Here is a 26,300-nt window from a genome sequence, read left to right as displayed (position 1 = left end):
AAACGTAGGCCGGGTAAGCGTAGCGCCACCCGGCATTTACATTAGATCTTACATGCGCCGCTTTCGCAGCCATCGTCCTGAATTGACGGAACCAGGTCGTCCTGCGCGTCTTCCGCACCGTCACGGGTGTTGTGATAGTACAGCGTTTTCACGCCAAACTTATAGGCGGTGAGCAGGTCTTTCAGCAATTGCTGCATCGGAACCTTGCCTGACGGGAAGCGCGTCGGGTCATAGTTGGTATTGGCAGAGATCGACTGGTCGATAAACTTCTGCATGATACCCACCAGCTGCAGGTAGCCGTCGTTGTTTGGCATTTCCCACAGCAGCTCGTAGTTGTTGCCCAGCGTTTCGTAGTCCGGTACGACCTGACGCAGCACGCCGTCTTTCGACGCTTTGATGCTGACGTGGCCGCGCGGCGGTTCGATACCGTTGGTAGCGTTAGAGATCTGCGAAGAGGTCTCGGACGGCATCAGAGCAGAGAGCGTGGAGTTACGCAGGCCGTGCGTTTTAATGGACTCGCGCAGGCCTTCCCAGTCGAGATGCAGCGGCTCGCTGACGATCGCATCCAGGTCTTTTTTGTAGGTGTCGATCGGCAGAATGCCTTTCGCGTAGGTGGTTTCGTTGAACCACGGGCACGCGCCTTGCTCTTTCGCCAGCTCGTTAGAGGCTTTCATCAGGTAGTACTGAATGGCTTCGAACGTCTGGTGCGTCAGGTTGTTAGCGCTGCCGTCGGAGTAACGCTTGCCGTTTTTCGCCAGCCAGTAGGCGAAGTTGATCACGCCGATACCCAGGGTACGGCGGCCCATCGCACCGCGTTTAGCGGCCGGGATTGGGTAATCCTGGTAGTCCAGCAGGGCGTCGAGGGCACGAACCGCCAGCACGGCCAGCTCTTCCAGCTCGTCCAGGCTCTTAATCGCGCCCAGGTTGAACGCGGACAGCGTACACAGCGCGATTTCGCCGTTTTCGTCGTTCACGTCTTCCAGCGGTTTGGTCGGCAGGGCGATCTCCAGGCACAGGTTAGACTGGCGCACTGGTGCAACAACCGGGTCAAACGGGCTGTGGGTGTTGCAGTGGTCAACGTTCTGGATGTAGATACGGCCGGTAGAGGCACGTTCCTGCATCATCAGGGAGAACAGGTCTACCGCCTTCACGCGCTGCTTGCGGATGCTGTCGTCTTTTTCATATTTGGTGTACAGACGCTCGAACTCGTCCTGATCGGCGAAGAACGCGTCATACAGGCCTGGAACGTCGGACGGGCTGAACAGGGTGATGTCTTCACCTTTCAGCAGACGGGTGTACATCAGCTTGTTGATCTGCACGCCGTAGTCCATGTGACGCACGCGGTTGCCTTCGACACCACGGTTGTTTTTCAGAACCAGCAGGCTCTCCACTTCCAGGTGCCACATCGGGTAGAACAGGGTCGCAGCACCGCCGCGCACGCCGCCCTGAGAGCAGGATTTTACTGCCGTCTGGAAGTGCTTATAGAACGGGATACAGCCGGTGTGGAACGCTTCACCGCCGCGAATCGGGCTGCCCAGCGCACGGATGCGGCCGGCGTTGATGCCGATACCGGCACGCTGGGAAACGTATTTCACAATGGCGCTGGAGGTAGCGTTGATGGAATCCAGGCTGTCACCACACTCGATCAGGACGCAGGAGCTGAACTGACGGGTAGGGGTGCGCACGCCAGACATGATTGGCGTCGGCAGAGAGATTTTGAACGTCGATACCGCATCGTAGAAACGCTTCACGTAATCCAGACGGGTATCACGCGGGTAGTTAGAGAACAGGCAGGCGGCCACCAGAATGTAGAGGAACTGGGCGCTTTCGTAGATCTCACCGGTTACGCGGTTCTGGACCAGGTATTTGCCTTCGAGCTGCTTCACCGCCGCGTAGGAGAAGTTCATGTCGCGCCAGTGATCGATAAACCCGTTCATCTGCTCGAACTCTTCTTCCGTATAGTCTTCCAGCAGATGCGTGTCGTATTTGCCCAGCTCAACCATTTTCACCACGTGATCGTAAAGCTTCGGCGGCTCAAACTGGCCGTAGGCTTTTTTACGCAGGTGGAAAATCGCCAGACGTGCAGCGAGGTACTGATAATCCGGTGCTTCGCGGGAGATGAGGTCTGCCGCCGCTTTGATGATGGTTTCGTGGATATCAGACGTTTTGATGCCGTCGTAGAACTGAATATGAGAACGCAGTTCAACCTGGGAGATAGATACGTTGTTCAGTCCTTCTGCTGCCCAGTCGAGAACTCGATGGATTTTGTCCAGATTGATACGCTCGGTAGTACCGTCGCGCTTTGTCACCAGCAGACTCTGATTCATGTGGGTTTTACCTGTCCGTGAAATAAAAAATATCCCCCGCTTATCCACAGATCCGTCTTGTGACTAACTCTGTGGATAAATACTACATATAGGGGGTTTGCGATAAGAAAAACGCTATATGGTGAGTATTCTAGTATCGAATCTTTTCAGCACAAGGGTTGATTTTGACGTTAAATTGAGGTTGTGAAAGGGTAAAAAAGGCTAAGTCCTCGTACCGTAAGGCCTGGAAGACATGTCAATAATTAAGAAAAAAAATTCAAAATTTGATCGAGTGCTGATTTCTTCAACGAGAGGTCAGAATTGCGCAACATGATGTCGCGCAATCTTTATAAGAATAACGAATGACGTTAGTCGTTTTTGGCGGTTGTGTGCAACATATAGTTAACATCAACGCCCGGTGCGAGTTTGAATTTATTGGTCAGCGGATTGTAGTGCAGGCCGATGATGTGCTGCTCTTTGAGCCACGTCTGGTCAACCCAGCTTAACAGCTCTGCAGGCTTAATGAATTTCTTCACGTCGTGGGTCCCTTTCGGCACCATGCGCAGCACATACTCCGCGCCGACAACGGCCATCAGCCAGGCTTTAGCATTGCGGTTGAGGGTTGAGAAGAAGACCTGGCCGCCCGGTTTTACCAGTTTTGCGCAGGCGTGCACCACCGACTGCGGATCGGGAACGTGCTCCAGCATCTCCATGCAGGTCACCACATCGTACTGATGGGCGTGTTTTGCCGCGTGCTCTTCTACGGTTTCCTGCACGTATTCCACCTGTATACCGGACTCCAGCGCATGAAGACGGGCCACCTGCAGCGGTTCAAAGCCCATATCCAGGCCCGTAACATTCGCCCCTTCGCGCGCCATGCTCTCAGCCAGGATGCCGCCGCCGCAGCCGACGTCGAGCACTTTCTTACCGAACAGACCGCCGGAACGCTCCGCGATATAGCCCAGACGCAGCGGGTTAATACGGTGCAGCGGTTTGAACTCACCTTCGAGATCCCACCAGCGGGACGCCACCGCTTCAAATTTGGCAATCTCTTCGTGGTCAACGTTGTGAACCACCGGGGATTTTTCGGCATTCATGGGCGCTTTTACTCCTTATTTAGCAAGACGAATGAGTATATCAGGCAATCCCCGTGAATAAAGCGTATAGGTTTACCTCAATCACCTCGGCTGTGTTATAATTTGCGACCTTTGAATCCGGGATACAGTAGAGGGATAGCGGTTAGATGAGCGACCTTGCGAGAGAAATTACACCGGTTAACATCGAGGAAGAGCTGAAGAGCTCCTATCTGGACTATGCGATGTCGGTCATTGTTGGCCGTGCGCTGCCGGACGTCCGCGATGGCCTTAAGCCGGTACACCGTCGCGTACTATACGCCATGAACGTATTGGGCAATGACTGGAATAAAGCCTATAAAAAATCTGCCCGCGTCGTCGGTGACGTCATCGGTAAATATCACCCGCATGGTGATACTGCCGTTTATGACACCATCGTTCGTATGGCGCAGCCATTCTCCTTGCGCTACATGCTGGTAGATGGCCAGGGTAACTTTGGTTCAGTCGACGGCGACTCCGCTGCGGCGATGCGTTATACGGAAATCCGTATGTCGAAAATCGCTCATGAGCTGATGGCCGACCTGGAAAAAGAGACCGTTGATTTCGTCGATAACTACGACGGCACCGAGCGCATCCCAGATGTGATGCCCACCAAGATCCCGAACCTGTTGGTTAACGGTTCGTCCGGTATCGCGGTCGGTATGGCAACCAACATTCCGCCGCACAATATCACCGAGGTGATCAACGGCTGCCTGGCCTATATCGACGATGAAGACATCAGCATTGAAGGGCTGATGGAACACATCCCGGGCCCGGACTTCCCGACGGCGGCGATCATCAACGGTCGTCGTGGTATTGAAGAAGCGTACCGCACCGGTCGCGGCAAGATTTACATCCGTGCCCGCGCTGAAGTGGAAGCGGACGCTAAAACCGGCCGTGAAACCATCATTGTTCACGAGATCCCGTATCAGGTGAACAAAGCGCGTCTGATTGAAAAAATCGCCGAGCTGGTAAAAGAAAAACGCGTTGAAGGCATCAGCGCGCTGCGTGACGAGTCTGACAAAGACGGTATGCGCATCGTGATTGAGATCAAACGCGACGCGGTGGGTGAGGTTGTGCTGAACAACCTGTACTCCCAGACTCAACTTCAGGTCTCCTTCGGTATCAACATGGTTGCACTGCACCATGGTCAGCCGAAGATCATGAACCTGAAAGAGATCCTGAGCGCGTTCGTGCGTCACCGCCGTGAAGTGGTGACCCGCCGTACCATCTTCGAACTGCGCAAAGCGCGCGACCGTGCGCACATCCTTGAAGCGCTGGCGGTTGCGCTGGCCAACATCGATCCGATCATCGAACTGATCCGTCGTGCGCCAACCCCGGCGGAAGCGAAAGCTGCCCTGATTTCCCGTCCGTGGGATCTGGGTAACGTCGCCGCGATGCTGGAACGTGCGGGCGATGACGCAGCGCGTCCTGAGTGGCTGGAACCTGAATTCGGCGTGCGTGACGGTCAGTACTACCTGACTGAACAGCAGGCCCAGGCGATTCTGGATCTGCGTCTGCAGAAACTGACCGGCCTTGAGCATGAAAAACTGCTCGACGAATACAAAGAGCTGCTGGAACAGATTGCTGAGCTGCTGCACATTCTGGGCAGCGCAGAGCGCCTGATGGAAGTGATCCGTGAAGAGCTGGAGCTGGTCCGCGATCAGTTCGGCGACGAGCGCCGCACCGAAATCACCGCGAACAGCTCTGATATCAACATTGAAGATCTGATCAACCGCGAAGACGTGGTGGTCACCCTGTCTCACCAGGGCTATGTGAAGTATCAGCCGCTGACCGACTACGAAGCACAGCGTCGTGGCGGTAAAGGCAAGTCTGCGGCACGTATTAAAGAAGAAGACTTTATTGACCGCCTGCTGGTGGCTAACACCCATGACACGATCCTTTGCTTCTCCAGCCGCGGTCGTCTGTACTGGATGAAAGTCTATCAGCTGCCGGAAGCGAGCCGTGGCGCACGTGGTCGTCCAATCGTTAACCTGCTGCCGCTGGAAGCGGACGAACGTATCACCGCCATCCTGCCGGTACGCGAGTACGAAGAGGGCGTGAACGTCTTTATGGCGACCGCCAGCGGTACCGTGAAGAAAACCGCGCTGACCGAGTTCAGCCGTCCGCGTTCTGCCGGTATTATCGCCGTGAACCTGAACGAAGGCGACGAGCTGATCGGTGTGGATCTGACCTCCGGTTCTGATGAAGTGATGCTGTTCTCTGCGGCCGGTAAAGTGGTGCGCTTTAAAGAGAACGCCGTCCGTGCGATGGGTCGTACCGCGACGGGCGTGCGTGGTATCAAGCTGGCTGGCGAAGACAGCGTGGTTTCTCTGATTATTCCGCGCGGTGAAGGGGCTATCCTGACCGTAACGCAGAATGGTTACGGTAAACGTACGGCGGAAGGGGAATACCCAACCAAGTCTCGCGGCACGCAGGGCGTTATCTCTATCAAAGTTACCGAGCGCAACGGTTCCGTTGTGGGCGCGGTGCAGGTGGACGATGCGGACCAGATCATGATGATCACCGATGCCGGTACGCTGGTGCGTACCCGCGTGTCTGAGATCAGCGTGGTAGGGCGTAATACCCAGGGCGTAATCCTCATCCGTACAGCGGAAGATGAGAACGTGGTGGGTCTGCAGCGCGTTGCTGAGCCGGTGGATGACGAAGAGCTCGACTCCATCGACGGTAGCGTTGCGGAAGGCGATGATGATATCGCGCCGGAAGTCGACACTGACGATGACGCAGCGGATGATGCTGACGAGTAATGTCTTCTGATGCAAAAAAGGGCCGGATTCCGGCCCTTTTCTTTTGCATAAGCAGATAAGTCAACGTTGCGACCTGGCGCGTTTACCGCTACCTTAACCACATTCTTTTGACCCCGACGGCGGAGCCTCGCCCCCTTGAAATACCTCGTCTCCTTTCGTACTACGCTGAAAGTCTCTCGCTATCTGTTTCGGGCGCTGGCGCTCTTGCTTTGGCTGCTGGTGGCCTTGTTCTCGGTGTTTTACATCGTTAACGCGCTGCACCAGAAAGAAGCGGAGATCCGCCAGGAGTTTAACTTAAGCTCCGACCAGGCCCAGCGCTACATTCAGCGAACGTCTGACGTGATGAAGGAGCTGAAGTATATTGCCGAAAATCGTCTGACGGCGGAAAATGGCATCCTTGCGCTTCGCGGGCGTGATGACAAAACCGAAGTCCCGGATTTCCAGCCGCTGTTCCCGGACTCCGATTGCTCCACCATGAGCAATTCCTGGCGCGGGTCGCTGGAATCCCTCGCCTGGTTTATGCGCTACTGGCGCGACAATTTCTCCGCCGCCTATGACCTGAACCGCGTCTTCCTGATTGGCAGCGAGAATCTCTGCATGGCTGACTTTGGCCTGCGCGACGTGCCCGTTGAGCGCGACGATGCGCTGAAGAGCCTGCATGAACGTATTGTGAAATATCGCAATGCGCCGCAGGACGAGCGCGGGAATAACATCTTCTGGGTGAGCCAGGGCCCGCGCCCGGGCGTAGGCTATTTCTACGCCCTGACGCCGGTGTATCTCGGTAATCGCCTGCAGGCGCTGCTGGGGATTGAGCAGACCATTCGCATGGAAAACTTCTTCACCCCGGGCAGCCTGCCCATGGGGGTGACCATTCTGGATGAAAACGGTCATCAGCTGATCTCGCTTGCCGGGCCGGATAACCGGCTTAACGTCGAACCCCACTGGATGCAGGAGCGGTCGTGGTTTGGCTATACCTCGGGTTTCCGCGAGCTGGTGCTGAAGAAGAGCCTGCCGCCTTCCTCGCTGAGTATCGTCTATTCGCTGCCGGTGGATATGGTGCTTGAGCGGATACGCATTCTCATCATGAATGCCATTCTGCTGAACCTGATCGCGGGTGGGGCGCTGTTCACCCTGGCGCGCATGTATGAGCGGAAAATCTTTATTCCCGCCGAGAGCGACGCCCAGCGGCTGGAGGAACACGAGCAGTTTAACCGGAAGATTGTCGCTTCGGCGCCGGTGGGGATCTGTATTCTGCGTACCCAGGACGGGACCAACATCCTGAGTAACGAACTGGCGCATAACTACCTGAATATGCTGACGCATGAGGACCGGCAAAGGCTGACGCAGATTATCTGCGGTCAGCAGGTTAACTTTGTCGACGTGCTTACCAGCACGCACACCAACCTGCAGATTAGCTTTGTCCATTCCCGCTATCGCAATGAAAACGTGGCGATTTGCGTGCTGGTGGATGTCTCCGCGCGCGTGAAAATGGAAGAGTCGTTGCAGGAGATGGCGCAGGCGGCAGAGCAGGCCAGCCAGTCGAAATCCATGTTCCTTGCGACCGTCAGCCACGAGCTGCGAACGCCGCTGTACGGGATCATCGGTAACCTCGACCTGCTGCAGACGAAAGAGCTGCCGAAAGGGGTCGACAGGCTGGTGACGGCGATGAACAACTCCTCCAGCCTGCTGCTGAAAATCATCAGCGATATTCTCGACTTCTCTAAAATTGAGTCTGAGCAGCTGAAAATCGAGCCGCGGGAGTTCTCGCCGCGCGAGGTCATGAACCATATCAGCGCCAACTATCTGCCACTGGTCGTGCGTAAACAGCTGGGGCTCTACTGCTTTATTGAGCCGGATGTGCCGCTGACGCTGCACGGCGATCCGATGCGCCTGCAGCAGGTCATCTCTAACCTGCTCAGCAACGCCATTAAATTCACCGATACCGGCTGTATTGTGCTGCACGTCTGTCGGGCGGGGGATTACCTGAGCATTCGCGTGCGCGACACGGGCGTCGGCATCCCGGCGAAAGAAGTGGTTCGTCTGTTCGATCCGTTCTTCCAGGTCGGTACCGGCGTGCAGCGTAACTTCCAGGGAACCGGACTGGGGCTGGCGATTTGTGAGAAGCTCGTCAGCATGATGGACGGTGATATCTCGGTGGATACCGAGCCCGGCATGGGCAGCCAGTTCACCATCCGCATTCCGCTCTATTCGGCGCAGTATCCGGCAAAATCCACGGTAGACGGGCTGAGCGATAAGCGCTGCTGGCTGGCGGTGCATAACGCCTCGCTGAATGACTACCTGACGGCGCTGCTTGCCCACAGCGGCGTGAGGGTGTGTCGCTATGAAGGTCAAACGCCGGATGTGGACGATGTGCTGATCGCCGACGAGATGCCGGATCAGCCGTGGCAGGGAAGAGGGTCGGTGCTCTTCTGTCGTCGCCACATCGGCATTCCTGTCGAGCGTGCGCCTGGGGAATGGGTACACAGTGTCGCAACCCCGCACGAGCTGTTGAGCCTGCTGGCGCGCATCTACAAAGTGGAGCTGGAAGAGCGCGACGGCGCGGGCGGATTGCCGTCACCCGAGTCTCTGGCGTCAGTGAATGACGATATGATGATTCTGGTGGTGGATGACCATCCGATTAACCGCCGCCTGTTGGCTGACCAGCTTGGATCGCTGGGCTACCAGTGCAAAACGGCCAATGACGGTGTGGATGCGCTGAACGTGCTGAGTAAAAATCATATTGATATCGTACTTAGCGACGTCAACATGCCAAACATGGACGGCTACCGTCTGACGCAGCGCATCCGACAGTTGGGCCTGACGCTGCCGGTGGTGGGCGTAACGGCGAACGCGCTGGCGGAAGAGAAGCAGCGCTGTCTGGAGTCAGGCATGGACAGCTGTCTGTCGAAACCGGTGACGCTGGACGTGCTGAAGCAGACATTGTCGATTTACGCGGAGCGCGTGAGAAAAACAAGAATATAAAAAAGGCCCGCAAGGGCCTTTTAAGCTTTTCACCCTCTCCCGGTGGGAGAGGGGCGGGGTGAGGGCATCAGGCCGCACACCCGTTGAGATCAATCCTTGTCCGTTGCGCTCAGCGTGACGGAGGAGAGATAGTTCAGCAGTGCAATATCGTTGTCCACGCCCAGTTTCATCATCGCTGATTTCTTCTGGCTGCTGATGGTTTTAATGCTGCGGTTCAGCTTCTTGGCGATCTCGGTCACCAGGAAACCTTCGGCGAACAGGCGCAGAACTTCACTCTCTTTCGGCGACAGGCGTTTGTCACCGTAGCCACCCGCGCTGATTTTTTCCAGCAGACGAGAGACGCTCTCAGGCGTGAACTTCTTGCCTTTCTGCAGCGCAGCAAGCGCTTTTGGCAGATCGGTCGGTGCGCCCTGTTTCAGCACAATCCCTTCGATGTCCAGATCCAGTACCGCGCTCAGGATCGCCGGGTTGTTGTTCATGGTCAGAACAATGATCGAGATATCCGGGAAGTGGCGTTTAATATATTTGATGAGCGTGATTCCATCACCGTACTTGTCTCCAGGCATGGAGAGATCGGTAATGAGCACGTGTGCATCAAGCTTTGGGAGGTTATTGATCAGTGCTGTAGAGTCTTCAAATTCACCGACTACATTCACCCACTCGATCTGTTCAAGTGATTTGCGAATACCGAACAGTACAATCGGATGGTCATCGGCAATAATTACGTTCATATTGTTCATGTATAAGGCTACCTTGCTACAGCAAGCTTTTGACGTAGGCGTCAATGTCGCTGATGTATTTTTCAATGCCAGAGGCATCTTTCTCACGAATTAGATGTTCCAGCGTTTCACATAACTGCTTGCCGGGAACCAGATTAAGCATGGCAAACACCCCTTTAAGCCGGTGTGCTGTCTGTGCCAGCGCTGCAAAATCATTCGCAGCGGACTCAGTATACAACCGCTTAACATCATCTGGTACTGTATCAACAAAGAGTGAATAGTATCCGCTGGCGTGAAGCTCGGCATTTTCATTGCCGCCTAACGGGGATTCCGCTATCTCTTCCTGCGCCAGCTGCTCTTCTATTAGTTGTAGTACAGCTTCCTGCATCGCATTGCTTATATTAAAGTTGACGCGCAGCTGGCCAGGGCCGATTTTCCGCACGCCTGACTCATCATCGCTTAAAAGCAAGCCGGAGGCAGTAAGATTAGACGGATTATCAGTTAAAAACAGATCAAATTCTTGACTTGCAAGTCTTTCATCCGGCGTGATGCAGGCCGCACCCCAGTTTTCTAACTGGCGAACGACAATATTGCGGATCTCGTTCGAGGTCACATCGACCATCACCACGACATCATCCAGCAGACGTTCTTCATCTTCTTCCTGCGGATTGGCCGCCATTTTCACGTGCAGAGAATAACGGGTGCCGAGGGATTCACGGGCTTTGATATTCAGATGGCCGCCGAGCTTACGCGCCAGCTGATCGCACAGCCAGAAGGTCAGGGCATTGGCCTTGCCGTAGCGATCGCTTTGCGTGTCATTCAGGAACGGGAAGTGCAGATTATCTATTTCACTCGTGGTGACGCCTTCCCCGGTGTCCAGGATGCGGAACGTCAGGCGGTCTTCTGCTGACTCCTCAGTGCCAACTTCGAGGGTGATCTTGCCAATCTGCGTGGTGGTCACGGCGTACTGAATAATCATTAGCAGAATACGCCGCAGCGCTTCACGATCGCCGTGGCGTTCGTCATTCGCAGGGAGATTGTTATTGATCAGCAGCTGCAACCCTTTGCGCTTAATGACGGGCAGTACTTCCGGCACCACTTCATCGATCAGTTCCTGAATGGAGAAGAGGGTTGGGGTTCCCTTCCAGAAATCATTCTCCAGCATGTTCGCCAGCTGGATCTCATCAACCATTCTGACCAGCGAATCGGCCTGGCAGGCAAGCTGGTGGCTTTCAGCGGTGTTTAACGCCGCCGCCTGGGTTGCCAGCGTTTTTAACGGCTGCTTGAAGGCATCGCCAATGTTCTGCATGAATGCGGCGCGCCCCTGCTGGTTTTTCTCATACAGTCTTTGTGCCTGCTTGAGCTTTTTATTGACCAGCACTTCGCGATCCTGGTCGCGAATAATGAAGATTTGCGTGCGGGGAGCCACCTGGCTGCGGAACTGACGGATTTCGTACAGTTCATTGTTGATGGTGGCCTGAATCACCCCCTGATGCTGATCCGCCATGGTGGTGATGTTCTGCAGGTTAAGATGCGGCAGCAGATGGTCGGCAATTTTGTTGCTCATCACCGTACGATTCGCCTCCTGGTCGTGAACTAAGACCCCAAGCGGCAGCACGGAAACAATCTCTTCATTCAATGCACGCAATACGCGCAGCTCATTGCTGGTGCCGGCCGGAACCGCAGAGGCGTCGCTCTGACGCCCCGTCTGGAAACGGAAGGTGCTGTAGCCAAACAGCGCCAGCGCCAGCAGACCGATATTTAACAGCAGAGGCAGCAGGATATTTTGCAGGGTATCGAGCAACAGCGTGCCAAACGGCACCTGCCACACCAGACGCATACCGGTCGAATTCAGCGATGAGGCAATTTCGATTTTCGAGCCGTTAAAGGAGATCGATACGCTCTCTGCGGCCTCTTTGTCAGACGCCGCCCGCATGTTCTGGGTGCTGCTGTCGGGCTCCAGACGGAAGCTGTCGAGCGGCATGTCCGGCGGGATTAAATCATTAATCGGTAAATCGAAGGCCACCACCGTCGCCAGGTGTCCTGGCTGGTTGAACGTAGTGCGCAGGGTAAAATAATGACCGTTTTGCCAGGCCAGACGACGGAGGGAAGAGAAGCTCTCACGTTCATCGAGGGCATTCGCCTGCTGCAGCATCTCTGCCCGGCGGGAATCGACGATGCTGCCCACGGTGGTCTCTTTAAACCCGGAAGAGAGATCTTTTAACGGCAGCGTGGAGATCAGGATCATGCTGTTGTCCTGACCGTTCAGATAGTACATCGACCATGGCACCGTTTCGGCACCCCAGAGGGTATCCAGATAGGTCGAAATACGCTGCGTCATCTCAAGCGTCGCGCTGTCGTGAGAGCCAAAAATAAGCGCCTCGGTCTTACGCTGCGGTTTTTCGAGATAGTAGACATCCTGCTTAAGCCGTGTCTCCTGAAGTCCATCTCCGGACGAGGAGGCCGGGGCGGCCGCGATATTGTCGTAAATCTGCCAGGTGGCGTAGCGCCAGGTATCGATGCGCTTATGCACGGCGTGGGTGATATCGACGACCTGATAGCTCTTATCCTTCAGCCAGGCGTTAACCGCGCTTTGTACCATCACCCCCATGGTCACTAACAGCACAACGATCAAAAGAAGAAAGAAACGGGTGATGCTCCCGGGAAGGAGGGAAAATTTGCTCGGGGCGGTAGTTTCAGTCTGACTCATTGATATCTTTAACCCGTCATGGTCATGCTCTGTGGCGATAGGGCAGTATAAAGGGTAATAACTGAATTTCCAGCGCCACTGCCCGGGAAGAGTCGACTTTTTCAACGGACAATATCGGCGGCAGGTGGCGCACTAAACATGTACAAACACGCCGTGCGCGTACAAATAATAAGTGCGCTTAGCCAGCAAATAGCACGAATTAACAAGAAATTAAGTTTTACATCAATATTTCGCCAGCGAAGGATAGCGGTGAAGATTTAGTTAATAGTCGTTACAGTTTCGGTGCGGTAGCACAAAAAATGAGAAGTTACGTAAAGAAAGGTAAAAAAAAACCGAATGCGAAGCATTCGGCTCAATTAGGGATAAACAGACATTCAAAACTGAATGACGGTAATAAATAAAGTTAATGATGATAGCGAGAGATATTTTAGAGATTAGGCGCGATCTTGTTTTGTCATTCAGTGCTGTAACGATTTTTATTATAAATAGTTGATTTTTATGTGTGTTATTTTTCTTTTGATTATAAGTGCTAAATTTATAAGCTATTTGTGCTTTGTAAAAGTTCCTTGATATTTACATTTTGAAACATGTTCATAGATAAATGAAACATCTTCAAAGTTTTCGTATCATATTCGCATTGGATTATTCTGTGATTTTGCGGAGAATGAAATTGCCGACTGGTTAATGAGGGTTAACCAGTAAGCAGTGGCAATTATAAGGCATATAACAGAGGGTTAATAAAATGAAAGTTAAAGTACTGTCCCTCCTGGTACCAGCACTCCTGGTGGCAGGCGCAGCAAATGCGGCCGAAATTTATAACAAAGATGGCAACAAATTAGATCTGTACGGTAAAGTTGATGGTCTGCACTATTTCTCTGACGACAAGGGTAACGACGGCGACAAGACCTACATGCGTCTTGGCTTCAAAGGCGAAACTCAGGTTAACGATCAACTGACCGGTTACGGCCAGTGGGAATACCAGATTCAGGGCAACACCACTGAAGGTGACAATCAGTCCTGGACGCGTGTGGCGTTCGCGGGTCTGAAATTCGCTGAGGCGGGTTCTTTCGATTACGGTCGTAACTACGGCGTAATCTACGACGTAACTTCCTGGACTGACGTTCTGCCAGAATTTGGCGGCGATACCTACGGCGCTGACAACTTCCTGCAGCAACGTGCTAACGGCGTCGCGACCTACCGTAACCAGGACTTCTTTGGTCTGGTGGACGGCCTGAACTTTGCTCTGCAGTATCAGGGCAAAAACGGCAGCGTAGAGGGTGAAAACACTAACGGTCGCAGCCTGCTGAACCAGAACGGCGACGGCTACGGTGCATCCGTGACCTATAACCTGGGCGAAGGCTTCAGCGTGGGTGGTGCGATGTCCTCCTCCAAACGTACCGCCGACCAGAATGCAGCTGGCGTATACGGTAATGGCGATCACGCAGAAGTCTATTCTGGTGGCCTGAAATACGATGCCAACAACATCTATCTGGCAGCGCAGTACTCTCAGACCTACAACGCAACCCGTTTCGGTACTTCTAACGGCAGCAACCCGACTACCGCTTACGGCTTCGCTAACAAAGCGCAGAACTTCGAAGTGGTTGCTCAGTACCAGTTCGACTTCGGTCTGCGTCCATCCGTGGCTTACCTGCAGTCTAAAGGCAAAGACATCGAAGGTTACGGCGATCAGGATCTGCTGAAATATGTTGATGTGGGTGCGACTTACTACTTCAACAAAAACATGTCCACCTATGTTGATTACAAAATCAACCTGGTTGATGAAAATGAATTTACCCGTCAGGCGGGTATCGGTACTGACGATATCGTCGCGCTGGGCCTGGTTTACCAGTTCTAATCGCGTCATCGTGTGACGTAAGGGGCCTGATGGCCCCTTTTTTGTGCCTCTCTGATTCTCACAACTCACCCGTTTTGGTGTACTCTTGCCGCCCTGGCATGAGGATAATAATGAATGGACATGACTTTTTTACGCGCCAGCTTTCTGGCTATGCTTTTTTTCCTGACCGCGTGTAACGATCCCACACCCGTGGCGAAAACCGACGCACCCGCCGCGACGGTGCTCGAAGGCAAAACGATGGGGACCTTCTGGCGCGTCAGCGTGATGAACCTCGATAAAACACGCACAGACGAACTTCGCGGCAAAATCCAGTCGCAGCTGGACGCCGACGATCAGCTGCTGTCGACCTATAAAAATGACTCGGCGCTGATGCGCTTTAACCTCTCAACCAGCACCTCCCTGTGGCCAGTGAGCGAGGCGATGGCCGATATCGTGACCGAGGCAATGCGCGTGGGTTACAAAACCAACGGGGCGATGGATGTGACCGTCGGACCGCTGGTAAACCTCTGGGGATTTGGCCCGAATAAACAGCCGGTGAAGACGCCCGAACAGGCGGCCATTGATGACGCCCGCGCCCGGACAGGGCTACAGCATCTGACCGTGATCAACCAGTACGGTCAGCAGTACCTGCAAAAAGATATCCCCGATCTGTTTGTCGATCTGTCGACGGTCGGGGAAGGCTATGCGGCGGATCATCTTGCTGCGCTGATGGCCCAGGAAGGAATTTCCCGTTATCTGGTCTCGGTGGGCGGCGCGCTGGTCAGCCGGGGGATGAACGCCAGCGATAAGCCATGGCGCGTAGCGATTCAAAAGCCGACCGATCGGCAAAATGCCGTGCAGGCGATAGTGGATATCAACGGACATGGGATCAGTACCTCCGGCAGCTACCGTAACTATTACGAGCTTGAGGGGAAGCGTATTTCGCACGTTATCGATCCGCAGACCGGACGTCCCATCACGCATAACCTGGTCTCGGTGACGGTCATTGCCCCCACCGCGCTGGAAGCGGATGCCTGGGATACCGGATTAATGGTTCTCGGCCCGGAAAAAGCCAAAGAGGTGGTTTGTCAGGAAGGGCTGGCGGTTTATATGATCACCAAAGAGGGCGACGGGTTCAAAACCTGGAGCTCGCCGCAGTTCAACAGTTTCCTGGTCAGCGACAAAAATTAAAAAGCAAGGTTGCGGGTTTTTTATCAGTGGCGCTCAGGCACGCTCTATGTATGCTTGTAAGAGGAGCCGATAATGAGAAACTCAACCTTTATTACCGATGAGGATCGCTGGCAGGCCGTGCTGGCCCGCGATCCGATCGCTGACGATCAGTTTGTCTTCGCCGTGCAGACCACGGGTATTTTCTGCCGCCCGTCATGCCGTGCCCGCCACGCGCTGCGTAAAAATGTCCGCTTTTATCCTGATGCCCATCATGCCGTACAGGCCGGCTTTCGTCCGTGCAAGCGCTGCATGCCGGACAAACGCGATCCACAGGCGCAGAAGCTGGCGAAAGTGGAACAGGCCTGCCGTCTTCTGGAGCAGGATCCTGCGCTAACCCTGGAGGGGTTGGCGCAGAAGGTTGCCATGAGTCCTTTCCATTTCCACCGTCTGTTTAAGGCCGTGACCGGCATGACGCCAAAAGCCTGGCAGCAGGCGGCGCGGGGCCAACGCCTGCGCGCCGCGCTTGCGCAGGGAGACAAAATTACCGACGCCGTGCTGGCGGCGGGGTTTCCCGACAGCAGCAGCTATTATCGTAAAGCCAACGATGCGCTGGGCATGACGGCGAAGCAGTACCGTAAAGGAGAGGTGGCCGTGCGGTATGCCATCGATGACTGTTCGTTAGGACGCTGTCTGGTCGCCGAAAGCGAGCGGGGGATCTGCGCGATTCTGCTGGGTGACACCGATGCGGAAGTCACCGCAGAGCTTGCCACGCAATTTCCAAAAGCTACGCACGCGCCGCTGGACGACGCCTTTGTGCAGCGGATCCACCAGGTGATTGCCAGTATTGATAACCGCGATATACCGCTTGCACTGCCGCTGGATATTCGCGGAACCACGTTCCAGCAGCGCGTCTGGCAGGCCCTTCGCAACATTCCCAGCGGCGAAACGGCAAGTTACCAGCAGGTGGCGCAGGCGATTGGCCAGCCCAGTGCGGTACGCGCCGTAGCAGGCGCCTGTGCGGCAAACACGCTGGCGATTGTGATCCCCTGTCATCGGGTGGTTCGTAATGACGGTGCGCTGTCGGGCTACCGCTGGGGGACGGCGCGAAAAGCGCTATTACTGAAACATGAGGCGAAACGCCGGGAGGGATAATGCTCGATCTTTTTGCGGATGCTGAACCCTGGCAGGAGCCGCTTGCGCCGGGGGCAGCGATCCTGCGCCGCTTTGCACTCTCCCGTGCGGCGGCGCTGCTTGCCGGTATTGAAGAGGTCACGGCGGTTTCACCGTTTCGCCATATGGTGACGCCGGGCGGCTACACCATGTCGGTGGCCATGGCCAACTGCGGCGAACTGGGCTGGGCGACAAACGAACGTGGGTATGTGTATGCTCCAAGCGATCCCACGACCGACCGGCCGTGGCCTCCCATGCCTGCGGTTTTTCAGACACTTTGTCACGAGGCTGCCGTGGCTGCAGATTATCCTGACTTTCGCCCTGATGCCTGCCTGATCAACCGCTACGCCGTTGGCGCGAAGCTCTCGCTGCATCAGGACAAGGATGAACCCGATCTGCGCGCGCCTATCGTCTCGGTATCGTTAGGTCTGCCCGCCGTCTTCCAGTTCGGGGGATTACGCCGCAACGATCCGCTCAAACGCATCATGCTGGAACATGGCGATGTGGTGGTGTGGGGCAGGGAATCTCGGCTTTATTATCACGGCATTCAGCCGCTGAAACCCGGGATCCATCCCCTCACGGGCGAGTACCGTTATAACCTGACCTTCCGTCAGGCGGGGATGCGTAAACAAAAATAAGAATTATTCTTGATGTACGCGCCTGGCAGTTTACACTGCTGGCTGACTTTTATTGTCCGGATTGCCTGCATGCAACTACTTCTCCTTGTCTGGCGTCAGTATCGCTGGCCCTTCATTGCCGTAATGGCGTTAAGCCTTGCCAGCGCCGCGCTGGGTATTGGCCTGATCGCGTTTATTAACGTGCGGTTGATTGAAATGGTCGACACCTCGCTCTCCGTATTGCCGGAGTTTCTCGGTCTGCTGCTCCTGTTGATGGCGGTTACGCTCGGTTCCCAGCTTGCGCTGACCGCGCTCGGGCACCATTTCGTTTTCCGTTTGCGCAGTGAGTTTATCAAGCGGATCCTGGACACTCAGATAGAGCGCGTTGAGCAGCTCGGCAGCGCTTCCCTGCTGGCGGGGCTGACCAGCGACGTGCGCGCCATTACCATCGCGTTCGTTCGTCTGCCGGAGCTGGTGCAGGGGATCATTCTGACCTTTGGCTCGGCGGCCTATCTCGCCTGGCTCTCCAGCAAAATGCTGGCGGTGACCGCGCTGTGGATTGCCATTACCATCTGGGGCGGCTTTGTGCTGGTGTCGCGCGTCTACAAACACATGGCGGTGCTGCGTGAAACCGAAGATAAGCTCTATAACGATTACCAGACGGTACTGGAAGGGCGCAAAGAGCTCACACTGAACCGCGAGCGCGCCGAGTATATCTTTAACCATCTCTATATCCCGGACGCGCGAGAATATCGTCATCACATTATTCGCGCCGATACCTTCCACCTGAGTGCGGTGAACTGGTCAAATATCATGATGCTGGGTGCCATTGGCCTGGTATTCTGGATGGCGAACAGCCTGGGCTGGGCGGACACCAACGTCGCGGCAACCTACTCGCTGACGCTGCTGTTTTTGCGCACGCCGCTGCTCTCGGCGGTCGGCGCGTTGCCCACCTTGCTGAGTGCGCAGGTGGCCTTTAATAAGCTCAAAAAATTCGATCTCGCGCCGTTTAAGGCCGAATTTCCGCGCCCGCAGGCCTTCCCGAACTGGCAGACGCTGGAGCTGCGTAACGTCACGTTCCGCTATCAGGACAGCGCCTTCTCCGTGGGGCCGGTTAACCTGACGATCCGCCGCGGCGAGCTGCTGTTTCTGATTGGCGGCAACGGCAGCGGTAAATCGACGCTGGCGATGCTGCTTACCGGGCTTTATCAGCCGCAGTCGGGCGAGATTTTGCTGGATGGCAGAGCGCTGAGCGCGGAGAAACCCGAGGATTACCGCAAGCTTTTCTCGGCGGTGTTCACCGACGTCTGGCTGTTCGATCGGCTGCTGGGTCCGGAAGGGCAGCAGGCCAATCCTGCGCTGGTGGAAAAATGGCTGGCGCAGCTGCAGATGTCGCACAAGCTGGAGTTACAGGACGGGAAGATCCTCAATCTGAAGCTTTCCAAAGGGCAGAAAAAGCGCGTGGCGCTGCTGCTGGCGCTGGCGGAAGAGCGTGACATCATTCTGCTGGATGAGTGGGCGGCGGATCAGGACCCGCACTTCCGCCGCGAGTTTTATCAGGTGCTGCTGCCGCTGATGCAGCAGATGGGTAAAACCATTTTCGCCATCAGCCACGACGATCATTACTTTATTCATGCCGACCGTCTGCTGGAGATGCGCGACGGCAGGCTGAGCGAGCTGACCGGTGAAGAGCGCGATGCAGCCTCGCGTGACGCGGTGGCGCGCACGGCCTGATGCCCTTACCCTAACCCTCTCCCACAGGGAGAGGGGATAGATCGTGGCCGTAATGCCGCTTTTTTCTCCATCCCGCCCCGTTGTTTATTCTTATTTACATATCCCCGCGCTATGCTTAACCCCAACTCATTTAATGGATTTATGATTGATGTCGGTATTAAAGAAAAACAGCGCCAGACAGCGTGACCAGGAGCGCGCGCGACTGATCTGGCTTCTCACGACCGATAAAGCGGTCACCTCTACGCTATTAGGCAAACTGACCCTGGCTGAGCAATATGATGTCGGCACCCTGGCCGACGATATTGCTGAGGTAGGTGCGCTGGTTGCTCACTTACCCCCGCCGGATCTGGCGGATACCCTGGAAGCGCTTCCCTCGGAAGAACGTCACGCCCTGTGGCGTCTGGTGCAGGATCACGAGCGCGGGCAGGTGCTGCTCGAGGCCTCTGAAAACGTCTGGGACGACCTGATCGACGAGATGAGCGACCGGGATATTCTTGACGCTCTGCAAACCCTGGATATCGACGAGCAGATTTACCTCGTTCAGCACCTGCCGCGCAACCTGACCGGCCGCCTGCTGGCGTCACTGCCTGCCGATGAACGCGCGCGCGTGCGTCAGGTGATGCACTACGAGAAAAACAGCGTCGGCGCGATCATGGAGTTCGGCGTTATCACGGTGCGCCCGGACGTGACGCTCGGCACCGTGCAGCGCTATCTGCGTCGCCTGGGCAAAATGCCGGACAACACCGATAAACTGTTTGTCACCTCCCGGGATAAAACCCTGCTCGGCGAACTGGAGCTGAAAACCATCCTGCTCAACAGCACCCAGCGGAAGGTGAGCGAGGTGATGGAAAACGAGCCGATGGTCTTCTCCCCGGAAGACGATGCGGAGAAAGCGGCGCGTACCTTCGAACGTGATGACCTGGTGAGTGCCGCCGTTGTGGACTCCGTCGGCAAACTGATGGGGCGTCTGACCATCGATGAGATCGTTGATGTGGTCTACGAAGAAACCGACAACGATCTGCGTGCGCTCGGGGGGATCAGCGCCGAAGATGACGTCCATGCCTCCGTCGGCAAGGCGGTGAAAACCCGCTGGGCGTGGCTGGCCATTAACCTGTGTACCGCCTTTATCGCCTCCCGGGTGATTGACGGTTTTGAACACACCATTTCGCAGCTGGTGGCGCTGGCCTCGCTGATGCCGATTGTGGCCGGAATAGGCGGCAACACCGGAAACCAGACCATCACCATGATCGTCCGCGCGCTGGCGCTGGAAAATATTCAGCCCGGTAACTTCGCCTTTCTGATCTTCAGAGAGATGGGCGTGGCGCTGATCAACGGCCTGGTGTGGGGCGGTATTATGGGCGGCATTACCTGGTGGCTGTATGACGATATGGCGCTGGGTGGGGTGATGATGCTGGCGATGGTGCTAAATTTGCTGGTGGCATCAATGATGGGGGTCATTATCCCGCTGACGATGACCAAACTGGGGCGCGACCCCGCGGTGGGGTCGAGCGTGATGATCACCGCCATCACCGATACCGGCGGTTTCTTTATTTTTCTTGGGCTGGCGACGATTTTTCTTCTTTAAGCCGACGCTTAATGCGGGCGGGGAGTAGCGCCATAACGATAATCCCGCCCAGCACGCCAATCGCCAGATTGCCGGTTGATACCGTGGCGGCAACGGTGACCAGCATGACGACCGTTTCTGCAATCGGGGCCGTTTTCAACGTGGCGGGCTGAAGGCTGTGCCAGCTGAAGGTTTTGACGGCGACGATCGCCATAATGCCCGCCAGCACCACCATCGGGATGTTGGCCATCACGTCGCTGAGTGCCGTGACCAGGATCAGCAGCACAATGCCCGCTGCAAGGGTTGAAATGCGGCTTCGGCCTTTTCCCATCTCCACGTTAACGATGGTTTGCCCAATCATCGCGCAGCCCGCAATACCGCCATAAAATCCGGCCAGAATATTGCCGACGCCTAATCCAATGCTTTCGCGGCGTTTACCTGACGGTTTCGCGGTCAGCTCATCCACCAGCTTTGCCGTCAGCAGGGATTCCAGCAGGCCGACAAACGCGATGCTCAACGCGCACGGCCAGATAATGCTCAGCGTCTGTGCATTGAGGGGGACCAGAAGTTCGGTAAGACCCGGTAAACCGCCGCTCATGGAGCCTTCATCGCCCACGGTCGGCAGGATTTGACCGGTTGAAACGGTGAACACGGTAAGCACAACAATCGCAATCAGCGGGGAAGGGATGCTTTTGAGATAGCGCGGCACCCACAGCACGATCAGCAGCGTCAGCACGAACAGGCCCACAATCAGCGGGCTTCGGCTCCAGAAATGGGGAACCTGCGCAAAGAAAATCAATATCCCGAGGGCGTTAACAAACCCGGTCATGACCGACTGGGGAATAAAGCGCATCAGCCTTGCCATGCCCAGCACGCCAAACAGAATCTGAATCACGCCTGCCATCAGCACGGCGGGAAGAATGTACTGTACGCCGTGCTGATGCACCATCGGCCCAATAACCAGCGCCACGGAACCGGCCGCGGCCGTGACCATCGCCGGACGACCGCCCAGCACGGACAGGGCAAGACACAGCACCACGGAGGCGATCAGGCTGACCTTCGGGTCAACGCCCGCCACCACCGAAAATGAGATGACCTCGGGGATCAGCGCCAGGGCGGTAATCACGCCCGCCAGCGTTTCACGCGTCAGCTGCTTAGGGGAACGCAGTACGTTGGCTACGCGGTCTTCGGGGGATACAGCAGAATGGGGTAAGGACATAACAGTTCGCTGGTTAGGGCAGGCTTCCGTGCGCGCGATCACAAAACGCAACATACTAGCCAGTAAAACCGCGCTTTACCAGACGCATCGATAATTCCTCACAAACAATCCATCATTAAATTTCACAATTACAATAATTTCGTAACCTTTAAACAATATTTAAAAGTTGTTACCGTGCCCCCGCAGCTTTTTTCACCTGCAATTTCCACGCATCAAGCACTTTTACACTAAGGCATAAATTATGAAAAAAATGACTGCCATGCTCTTTTCTCTGGCCGTGGGGCTTAACACCGTCTCCATGGCGGCGAAAGCTGACGCACCAAAAGAGCAGGAAACGGACGTCCTTTTAATTGGTGGCGGTATCATGAGCGCCACGCTGGGAACCTATCTGCAAGAACTGCAGCCGGACTGGTCAATGACCATGGTCGAGCGCCTTGATGGCGTGGCGCAGGAGAGTTCGAACGGCTGGAACAACGCCGGTACCGGCCATTCGGCACTCATGGAACTGAACTATACGCCGCAGAAAAAGGACGGTTCCATTAGTATCGAGAAGGCGGTAGAGATCAACGAAGCATTCCAGGTTTCTCGCCAGTTCTGGTCTCATCAGGTCAACAGCGGCGTGATGCACGACCCGCACTCCTTCATCAACACCGTACCGCACATGAGCTTTGTGTGGGGTGAGCAGAACGTCAACTTCCTGCGCGCGCGCTACGCCGCTCTGCAGCAGAGCACGCTGTTCCGCGGGATGAAATACTCTGAAGACCACGCGCAGATTAAAGAGTGGGCTCCGCTGGTCATGGAAGGTCGTGACCCGAATCAGAAAGTGGCGGCGACCCGTACCGAAATTGGTACCGACGTTAACTACGGTGAAATTACCCGTCAGCTGGTGACGTCTCTGAAGAAAAAAGAGAACTTCAACCTGCAGCTCAGCACTGAAGTGCGTGGTTTCAAGCGCAACGCGGATAACAGCTGGAGCGTGACCGTTGCCGATCTGAAAAACAACGAAGCCGAGCACGTCATCAAGGCGAAGTTTGTCTTTATCGGTGCGGGCGGCGCGGCGCTGAAGCTGCTGCAGGAGTCCGGTATTCCGGAAGCTGACGACTACGCGGGCTTCCCGGTGGGCGGTCAGTTCCTGGTGTCCGATAACCCGGAAGTGGTGAACCGTCATCTGGCAAAAGTGTACGGTCAGGCCTCTGTTGGCGCACCGCCGATGTCTGTTCCGCACATCGACACCCGTATGCTTGACGGCAAACGCGTGGTGCTGTTTGGGCCGTTCGCGACCTTCTCCACGAAGTTCCTGAAAAATGGTTCCCTGTGGGACCTGCTCAGCGCAACCACCACCTCTAACGTCAAGCCGATGATGGACGTGGGTCTGGATAACTTCGACCTGGTGAAATACCTGATTAGCCAGGTGATGCTCTCTGACGACGATCGTTTCGAGGCGCTGAAAGAGTACTATCCGCAGGCGAAGAAAGAAGACTGGCGTCTGTGGCAGGCGGGTCAGCGCGTACAGATCATCAAGCGCGATCCGAAAGAGGGTGGCGTGCTGCGTCTGGGCACCGAAGTGGTGAGCGATAAGGACGGCACCATCGCCGCGCTGCTGGGTGCGTCACCGGGTGCGTCTACCGCTGCGCCAATCATGCTGCACCTGATGGAAAAAGTGTTTAAAGATAAAGTCGCCAGTCCGGAATGGCAGGCGAAGCTGAAGACCATTATTCCATCCTATGGCACGAAGCTGAATGGTAACGTGAGCGCGACGGAGCAGGAGCTGGAATACACCAGCCGCGTACTGCAGCTGCAGTACATCAAACCGCAGGCTGCGGATGCTGCGCCAAAAGCGGAGCTGAAGCCTCAGCCGGAAAACAAACCGGTTGCGGATATCGCGCTGTAAGGTAAAAAAGCCGGGTGGCGCTGACGCCTACCCGGCCTATGTTCGGTGTTGTTTTGTAGGTCGGGTTAGGCGAAGCCGCCACCCGACTTTTAACGTACTACCGCTTGTCCGACAGTCTCTTCTGCCTTCCACACGCGATACTTCACTTCCACGTTTTCAGGCGTATAGACCACGATCGGCAACTTGCTGTTGTAGCGCAGCAGGCTATTGTCGCCCAGATACGCCGTCACAAATTTCTTCTCTTTCTTGCCATCCGGGCAGGCCATCATGGTGGAGACCGGCGAGGTGACTTTATCAAAGACGTAGTAGTCGTAACCCCAGCCTTCCAGCGTTTTGCTTTCCAGCTGACCACCCAGGCGATGCTGGTTGCAGTCCACTTCCAGCGTCTTGCCAATTAACAGCTCCACTTTGAAATTCGCTTCATCCTGCTGTGCCGGCAGCTGAATCACCTGACGCTTCATTCCTTTATCCGCTTTCGGATACGGGGCGACTTTTTCCAGCGGCTGCTCTTTAGGTGTTTCGCTGGCGAAAGCACTGGTGCTGACACACGCGGCGGCGATGAGTGCGATGGCAAATTTAGGTGCGTTTTTCATTGTCATTCCTTTATGTCAAAACGATCCTGCACAGGTTAACATATCAATTATGAATGATTGGTGTTATTTACTTACATTTTCAATATCAATAGCGTAATAAACCACATATTTGCCATTTATGTAGATGTTTGTACTGGCGTGGAGTCCGGCAGGCGTTTGTGTTATTTTAGATCCTCTATAATGTTATTCATCTGTAAAAGGGAAGAGAGATGGTTCGAGCAAAACTGAAAACGCCTGAAGGCCGCAAATTCCTCCTGGCGCTGCTGGTTGTGTTTATGATAGCTGCCGCATGCGTGGGGCGTGCCACCATTGTTGGCGTCATCGAACAGTACAACATTCCTCTCTCTGCCTGGACAACCAGCATGTATGTCCTGCAATCGGCGATGATCTTCGTCTACAGTCTGGTGTTCACCGTTCTGCTGGCCATCCCGCTGGGCATTTTCTTCCTGGGCGGACGTGAGAAGCACTAAGCCTTCACCTCAGATAATGAAGCCAGCCTGCGGGCTGGCTTTTTTTATATCAGATGATTTTTATTCGCATTTCCAGGATATTCTGTTTCGAACAAGACTGTTCGACATAAAGCAGGAGATGCGCAATGTTATCCCGGTTTGCAACGCTCAGCCGGATCCCGAAAGGAGTCTGGGTTGTGGGTGGCGTCAGTATGCTGATGGATATCTCTTCGGAGATCATTCATAGCCTGCTGCCGTTGTTTATGGTTACGACGCTGGGCGCCAGCGTGATTTTCATTGGTTTGATTGAAGGCCTGGCTGAGGCCACGGCGCTGTTTATCAAGGTGTTTTCCGGCGCCATCAGTGACTATCTGGGCAAGCGTAAAGGGCTGGCGGTTCTGGGCTACGGTCTTGGCGCGTTGAGTAAACCGCTGTTCGCTATTGCCTCTTCCTCCGGCATGATCCTTGGGGCTCGCTTAATTGACCGGGTGGGGAAGGGGATCCGGGGAGCGCCGCGCGATGCGCTGGTCGCTGACGTTACGCCGCCGGAACTCCGCGGCGCGGCCTTTGGTTTGCGTCAGTCGATGGACACCATTGGCGCATTTCTCGGGCCGTTGCTGGCCGTAGGCTTAATGCTGCTGTGGAACGATGATTTTCGTACCATTTTCTGGATCGCGGTGATCCCCGGCGCGCTCGCCGTGGCGCTGCTTTTCTTCGGCCTGCATGAGCCTAAAACCCCTGTCGAGCATAAACGAACGAACCCTATCAAAAAAGAGAACCTCAGGCGCCTCGGGAAAGGCTGCTGGTGGGTTATTGGTCTGGGGGCCATCTTCACGCTCGCACGTTTCAGTGAAGCATTTCTTGTGCTTCGCGCTCAGCAGTCGGGTGTGCCGCTGGCGCTGATCCCGCTGGTGATGGTGGCCATGAATCTGCTCTATTTCCTCTCTGCCTATCCGTTTGGCAAGTTATCTGACGGGATGAGCCACACCCGATTACTGCAGTGGGGGCTGGTGATGCTGATTGGAGCAGATGTTGTGTTGGCGCTGAGCACCCACTGGGCTGGAATGCTTCTGGGCGTTGCGCTTTGGGGAGTGCATATGGGGATGACGCAGGGGCTGCTGGCGGCAATGATTGCGAAAACTGCGCCTGCGGATCTGCGCGGTACCGCCTACGGCATTTTTAGTCTGGTCAGCGGCGTGGGATTGTTAGTCGCCAGCCTGGGGGCAGGAGCCATCTGGGAGACGTTTGGCGCAGAATATACGTTCTATGCCGGAGCGGTGATTTGTCTGGTTACGCTGGTGTACCTGCGCAAAACCCCGGACGAGGCGAAATAAAAAAACCAGCCATAAGAGGCTGGTTTTCAATGTGATTTTGGTCGGCACGAGAGGATTTGAACCTCCGACCCCCGACACCCCATGACACCCGCGTAAAATTCTTCTAAGCCGCGCCACCACTGGCTTCT

General features: G+C 55.4%; 17 protein-coding genes. 11 read left to right on the top strand and 6 right to left on the bottom strand.

Features of this window, described 5'->3' with window-relative positions; genetic code table 11:
- Window positions 1-41: 41 nt before the first annotated feature.
- Window positions 42-2,327, bottom strand: coding sequence for a class 1a ribonucleoside-diphosphate reductase subunit alpha (gene nrdA, locus OTG14_RS11705; RefSeq protein WP_032646595.1), 2,286 nt, complete (start codon window positions 2,325-2,327; stop codon window positions 42-44).
- Between the two features lie 347 nt (window positions 2,328-2,674).
- On the bottom strand, window positions 2,675-3,403 hold the full coding sequence (gene ubiG / locus OTG14_RS11700; RefSeq protein WP_024908203.1) for a bifunctional 2-polyprenyl-6-hydroxyphenol methylase/3-demethylubiquinol 3-O-methyltransferase UbiG: 729 nt from the start codon (window positions 3,401-3,403) through the stop codon (window positions 2,675-2,677).
- A 146-nt stretch (window positions 3,404-3,549) separates the two neighbouring features.
- Between ubiG and gyrA the strand changes: the two genes are divergently transcribed.
- Together gyrA and rcsC are read left to right on the top strand one after the other, a co-directional pair.
- Entirely contained in the window at window positions 3,550-6,186 is a 2,637-nt protein-coding gene (gyrA, locus tag OTG14_RS11695; protein ID WP_024908202.1) for a DNA topoisomerase (ATP-hydrolyzing) subunit A, read from the top strand.
- 135 nt (window positions 6,187-6,321) lie between these two features.
- Window positions 6,322-9,168, top strand: a complete 2,847-nt coding sequence (gene rcsC, locus OTG14_RS11690) for a two-component system sensor histidine kinase RcsC (protein WP_061714731.1) — start codon at window positions 6,322-6,324, stop codon at window positions 9,166-9,168.
- 89 nt (window positions 9,169-9,257) lie between these two features.
- Here rcsC and rcsB read toward each other — a convergent pair whose 3' ends face one another.
- Both rcsB and rcsD read right to left on the bottom strand, forming a co-directional pair.
- Window positions 9,258-9,908 carry a response regulator transcription factor RcsB gene (gene rcsB, locus OTG14_RS11685; RefSeq protein ID WP_003859405.1) on the bottom strand — a complete coding sequence of 217 codons (651 nt, stop codon included), beginning with the start codon at window positions 9,906-9,908 and terminating at the stop codon, window positions 9,258-9,260.
- Window positions 9,909-9,924: 16 nt separating this feature from the next.
- A complete protein-coding gene (gene rcsD, locus OTG14_RS11680) occupies window positions 9,925-12,597 on the bottom strand; it encodes a phosphotransferase RcsD (protein WP_024908200.1) in 2,673 nt (890 codons plus the stop codon).
- Between the two features lie 742 nt (window positions 12,598-13,339).
- Here rcsD and OTG14_RS11675 point away from each other — a divergent pair.
- The 6 genes from OTG14_RS11675 (at window position 13,340) to mgtE (ending at window position 20,707) form a co-directional block, all read left to right on the top strand.
- A complete protein-coding gene (locus OTG14_RS11675) occupies window positions 13,340-14,452 on the top strand; it encodes a porin OmpC (RefSeq protein WP_024908199.1) in 1,113 nt (370 codons plus the stop codon).
- Between the two features lie 114 nt (window positions 14,453-14,566).
- Window positions 14,567-15,622, top strand: coding sequence for an FAD:protein FMN transferase ApbE (gene apbE, locus OTG14_RS11670; RefSeq protein ID WP_267215104.1), 1,056 nt, complete (start codon window positions 14,567-14,569; stop codon window positions 15,620-15,622).
- 72 nt (window positions 15,623-15,694) lie between these two features.
- Window positions 15,695-16,753 carry a bifunctional DNA-binding transcriptional regulator/O6-methylguanine-DNA methyltransferase Ada gene (ada, locus tag OTG14_RS11665; protein ID WP_267215103.1) on the top strand — a complete coding sequence of 353 codons (1,059 nt, stop codon included), beginning with the start codon at window positions 15,695-15,697 and terminating at the stop codon, window positions 16,751-16,753.
- Window positions 16,753-17,409 carry a DNA oxidative demethylase AlkB gene (gene alkB, locus OTG14_RS11660; RefSeq protein WP_267215102.1) on the top strand — a complete coding sequence of 219 codons (657 nt, stop codon included), beginning with the start codon at window positions 16,753-16,755 and terminating at the stop codon, window positions 17,407-17,409. The genes ada and alkB overlap by 1 nt, the downstream gene beginning before the upstream one ends.
- A 69-nt stretch (window positions 17,410-17,478) precedes the next feature.
- Complete coding sequence (locus tag OTG14_RS11655; protein WP_267215101.1) at window positions 17,479-19,122, top strand: multidrug ABC transporter permease/ATP-binding protein; 1,644 nt, start codon at window positions 17,479-17,481, stop codon at window positions 19,120-19,122.
- A gap of 148 nt (window positions 19,123-19,270) precedes the next feature.
- The gene (mgtE, locus tag OTG14_RS11650) at window positions 19,271-20,707 is read left to right on the top strand and encodes a magnesium transporter (protein WP_021241530.1); all 1,437 of its coding nucleotides are present in this window, start codon (window positions 19,271-19,273) and stop codon (window positions 20,705-20,707) included.
- Here the strand turns inward: mgtE and OTG14_RS11645 are convergent.
- A complete protein-coding gene (locus OTG14_RS11645; RefSeq protein ID WP_267215100.1) occupies window positions 20,670-21,959 on the bottom strand; it encodes a SulP family inorganic anion transporter in 1,290 nt (429 codons plus the stop codon). The genes mgtE and OTG14_RS11645 overlap by 38 nt on opposite strands.
- 187 nt (window positions 21,960-22,146) lie before the next feature.
- Here OTG14_RS11645 and mqo point away from each other — a divergent pair, with 187 nt between their 5' ends.
- Window positions 22,147-23,796: a malate dehydrogenase (quinone) gene (mqo, locus tag OTG14_RS11640; RefSeq protein ID WP_032646585.1), complete on the top strand. Its 1,650-nt coding sequence runs from the start codon at window positions 22,147-22,149 to the stop codon at window positions 23,794-23,796.
- 89 nt (window positions 23,797-23,885) lie between these two features.
- Here the strand turns inward: mqo and eco are convergent, their stop codons facing one another.
- Window positions 23,886-24,389, bottom strand: a complete 504-nt coding sequence (gene eco / locus OTG14_RS11635; protein WP_048991686.1) for a serine protease inhibitor ecotin — start codon at window positions 24,387-24,389, stop codon at window positions 23,886-23,888.
- A 209-nt stretch (window positions 24,390-24,598) separates the two neighbouring features.
- Between eco and OTG14_RS11630 the strand changes: the two genes are divergently transcribed.
- Window positions 24,599-24,859, top strand: a complete 261-nt coding sequence (locus OTG14_RS11630; RefSeq protein ID WP_008500962.1) for a DUF2534 family protein — start codon at window positions 24,599-24,601, stop codon at window positions 24,857-24,859.
- A gap of 125 nt (window positions 24,860-24,984) precedes the next feature.
- The gene (locus tag OTG14_RS11625) at window positions 24,985-26,172 is read left to right on the top strand and encodes an MFS transporter (RefSeq protein ID WP_267215099.1); all 1,188 of its coding nucleotides are present in this window, start codon (window positions 24,985-24,987) and stop codon (window positions 26,170-26,172) included.
- The last annotated feature ends 128 nt before the right edge of the window (window positions 26,173-26,300 follow it).

This window comes from Enterobacter pseudoroggenkampii, assembly GCF_026420145.1.
GTDB lineage: Bacteria > Pseudomonadota > Gammaproteobacteria > Enterobacterales > Enterobacteriaceae > Enterobacter > Enterobacter pseudoroggenkampii.
This window is presented reverse-complemented; position numbering and strand designations above follow the sequence as displayed.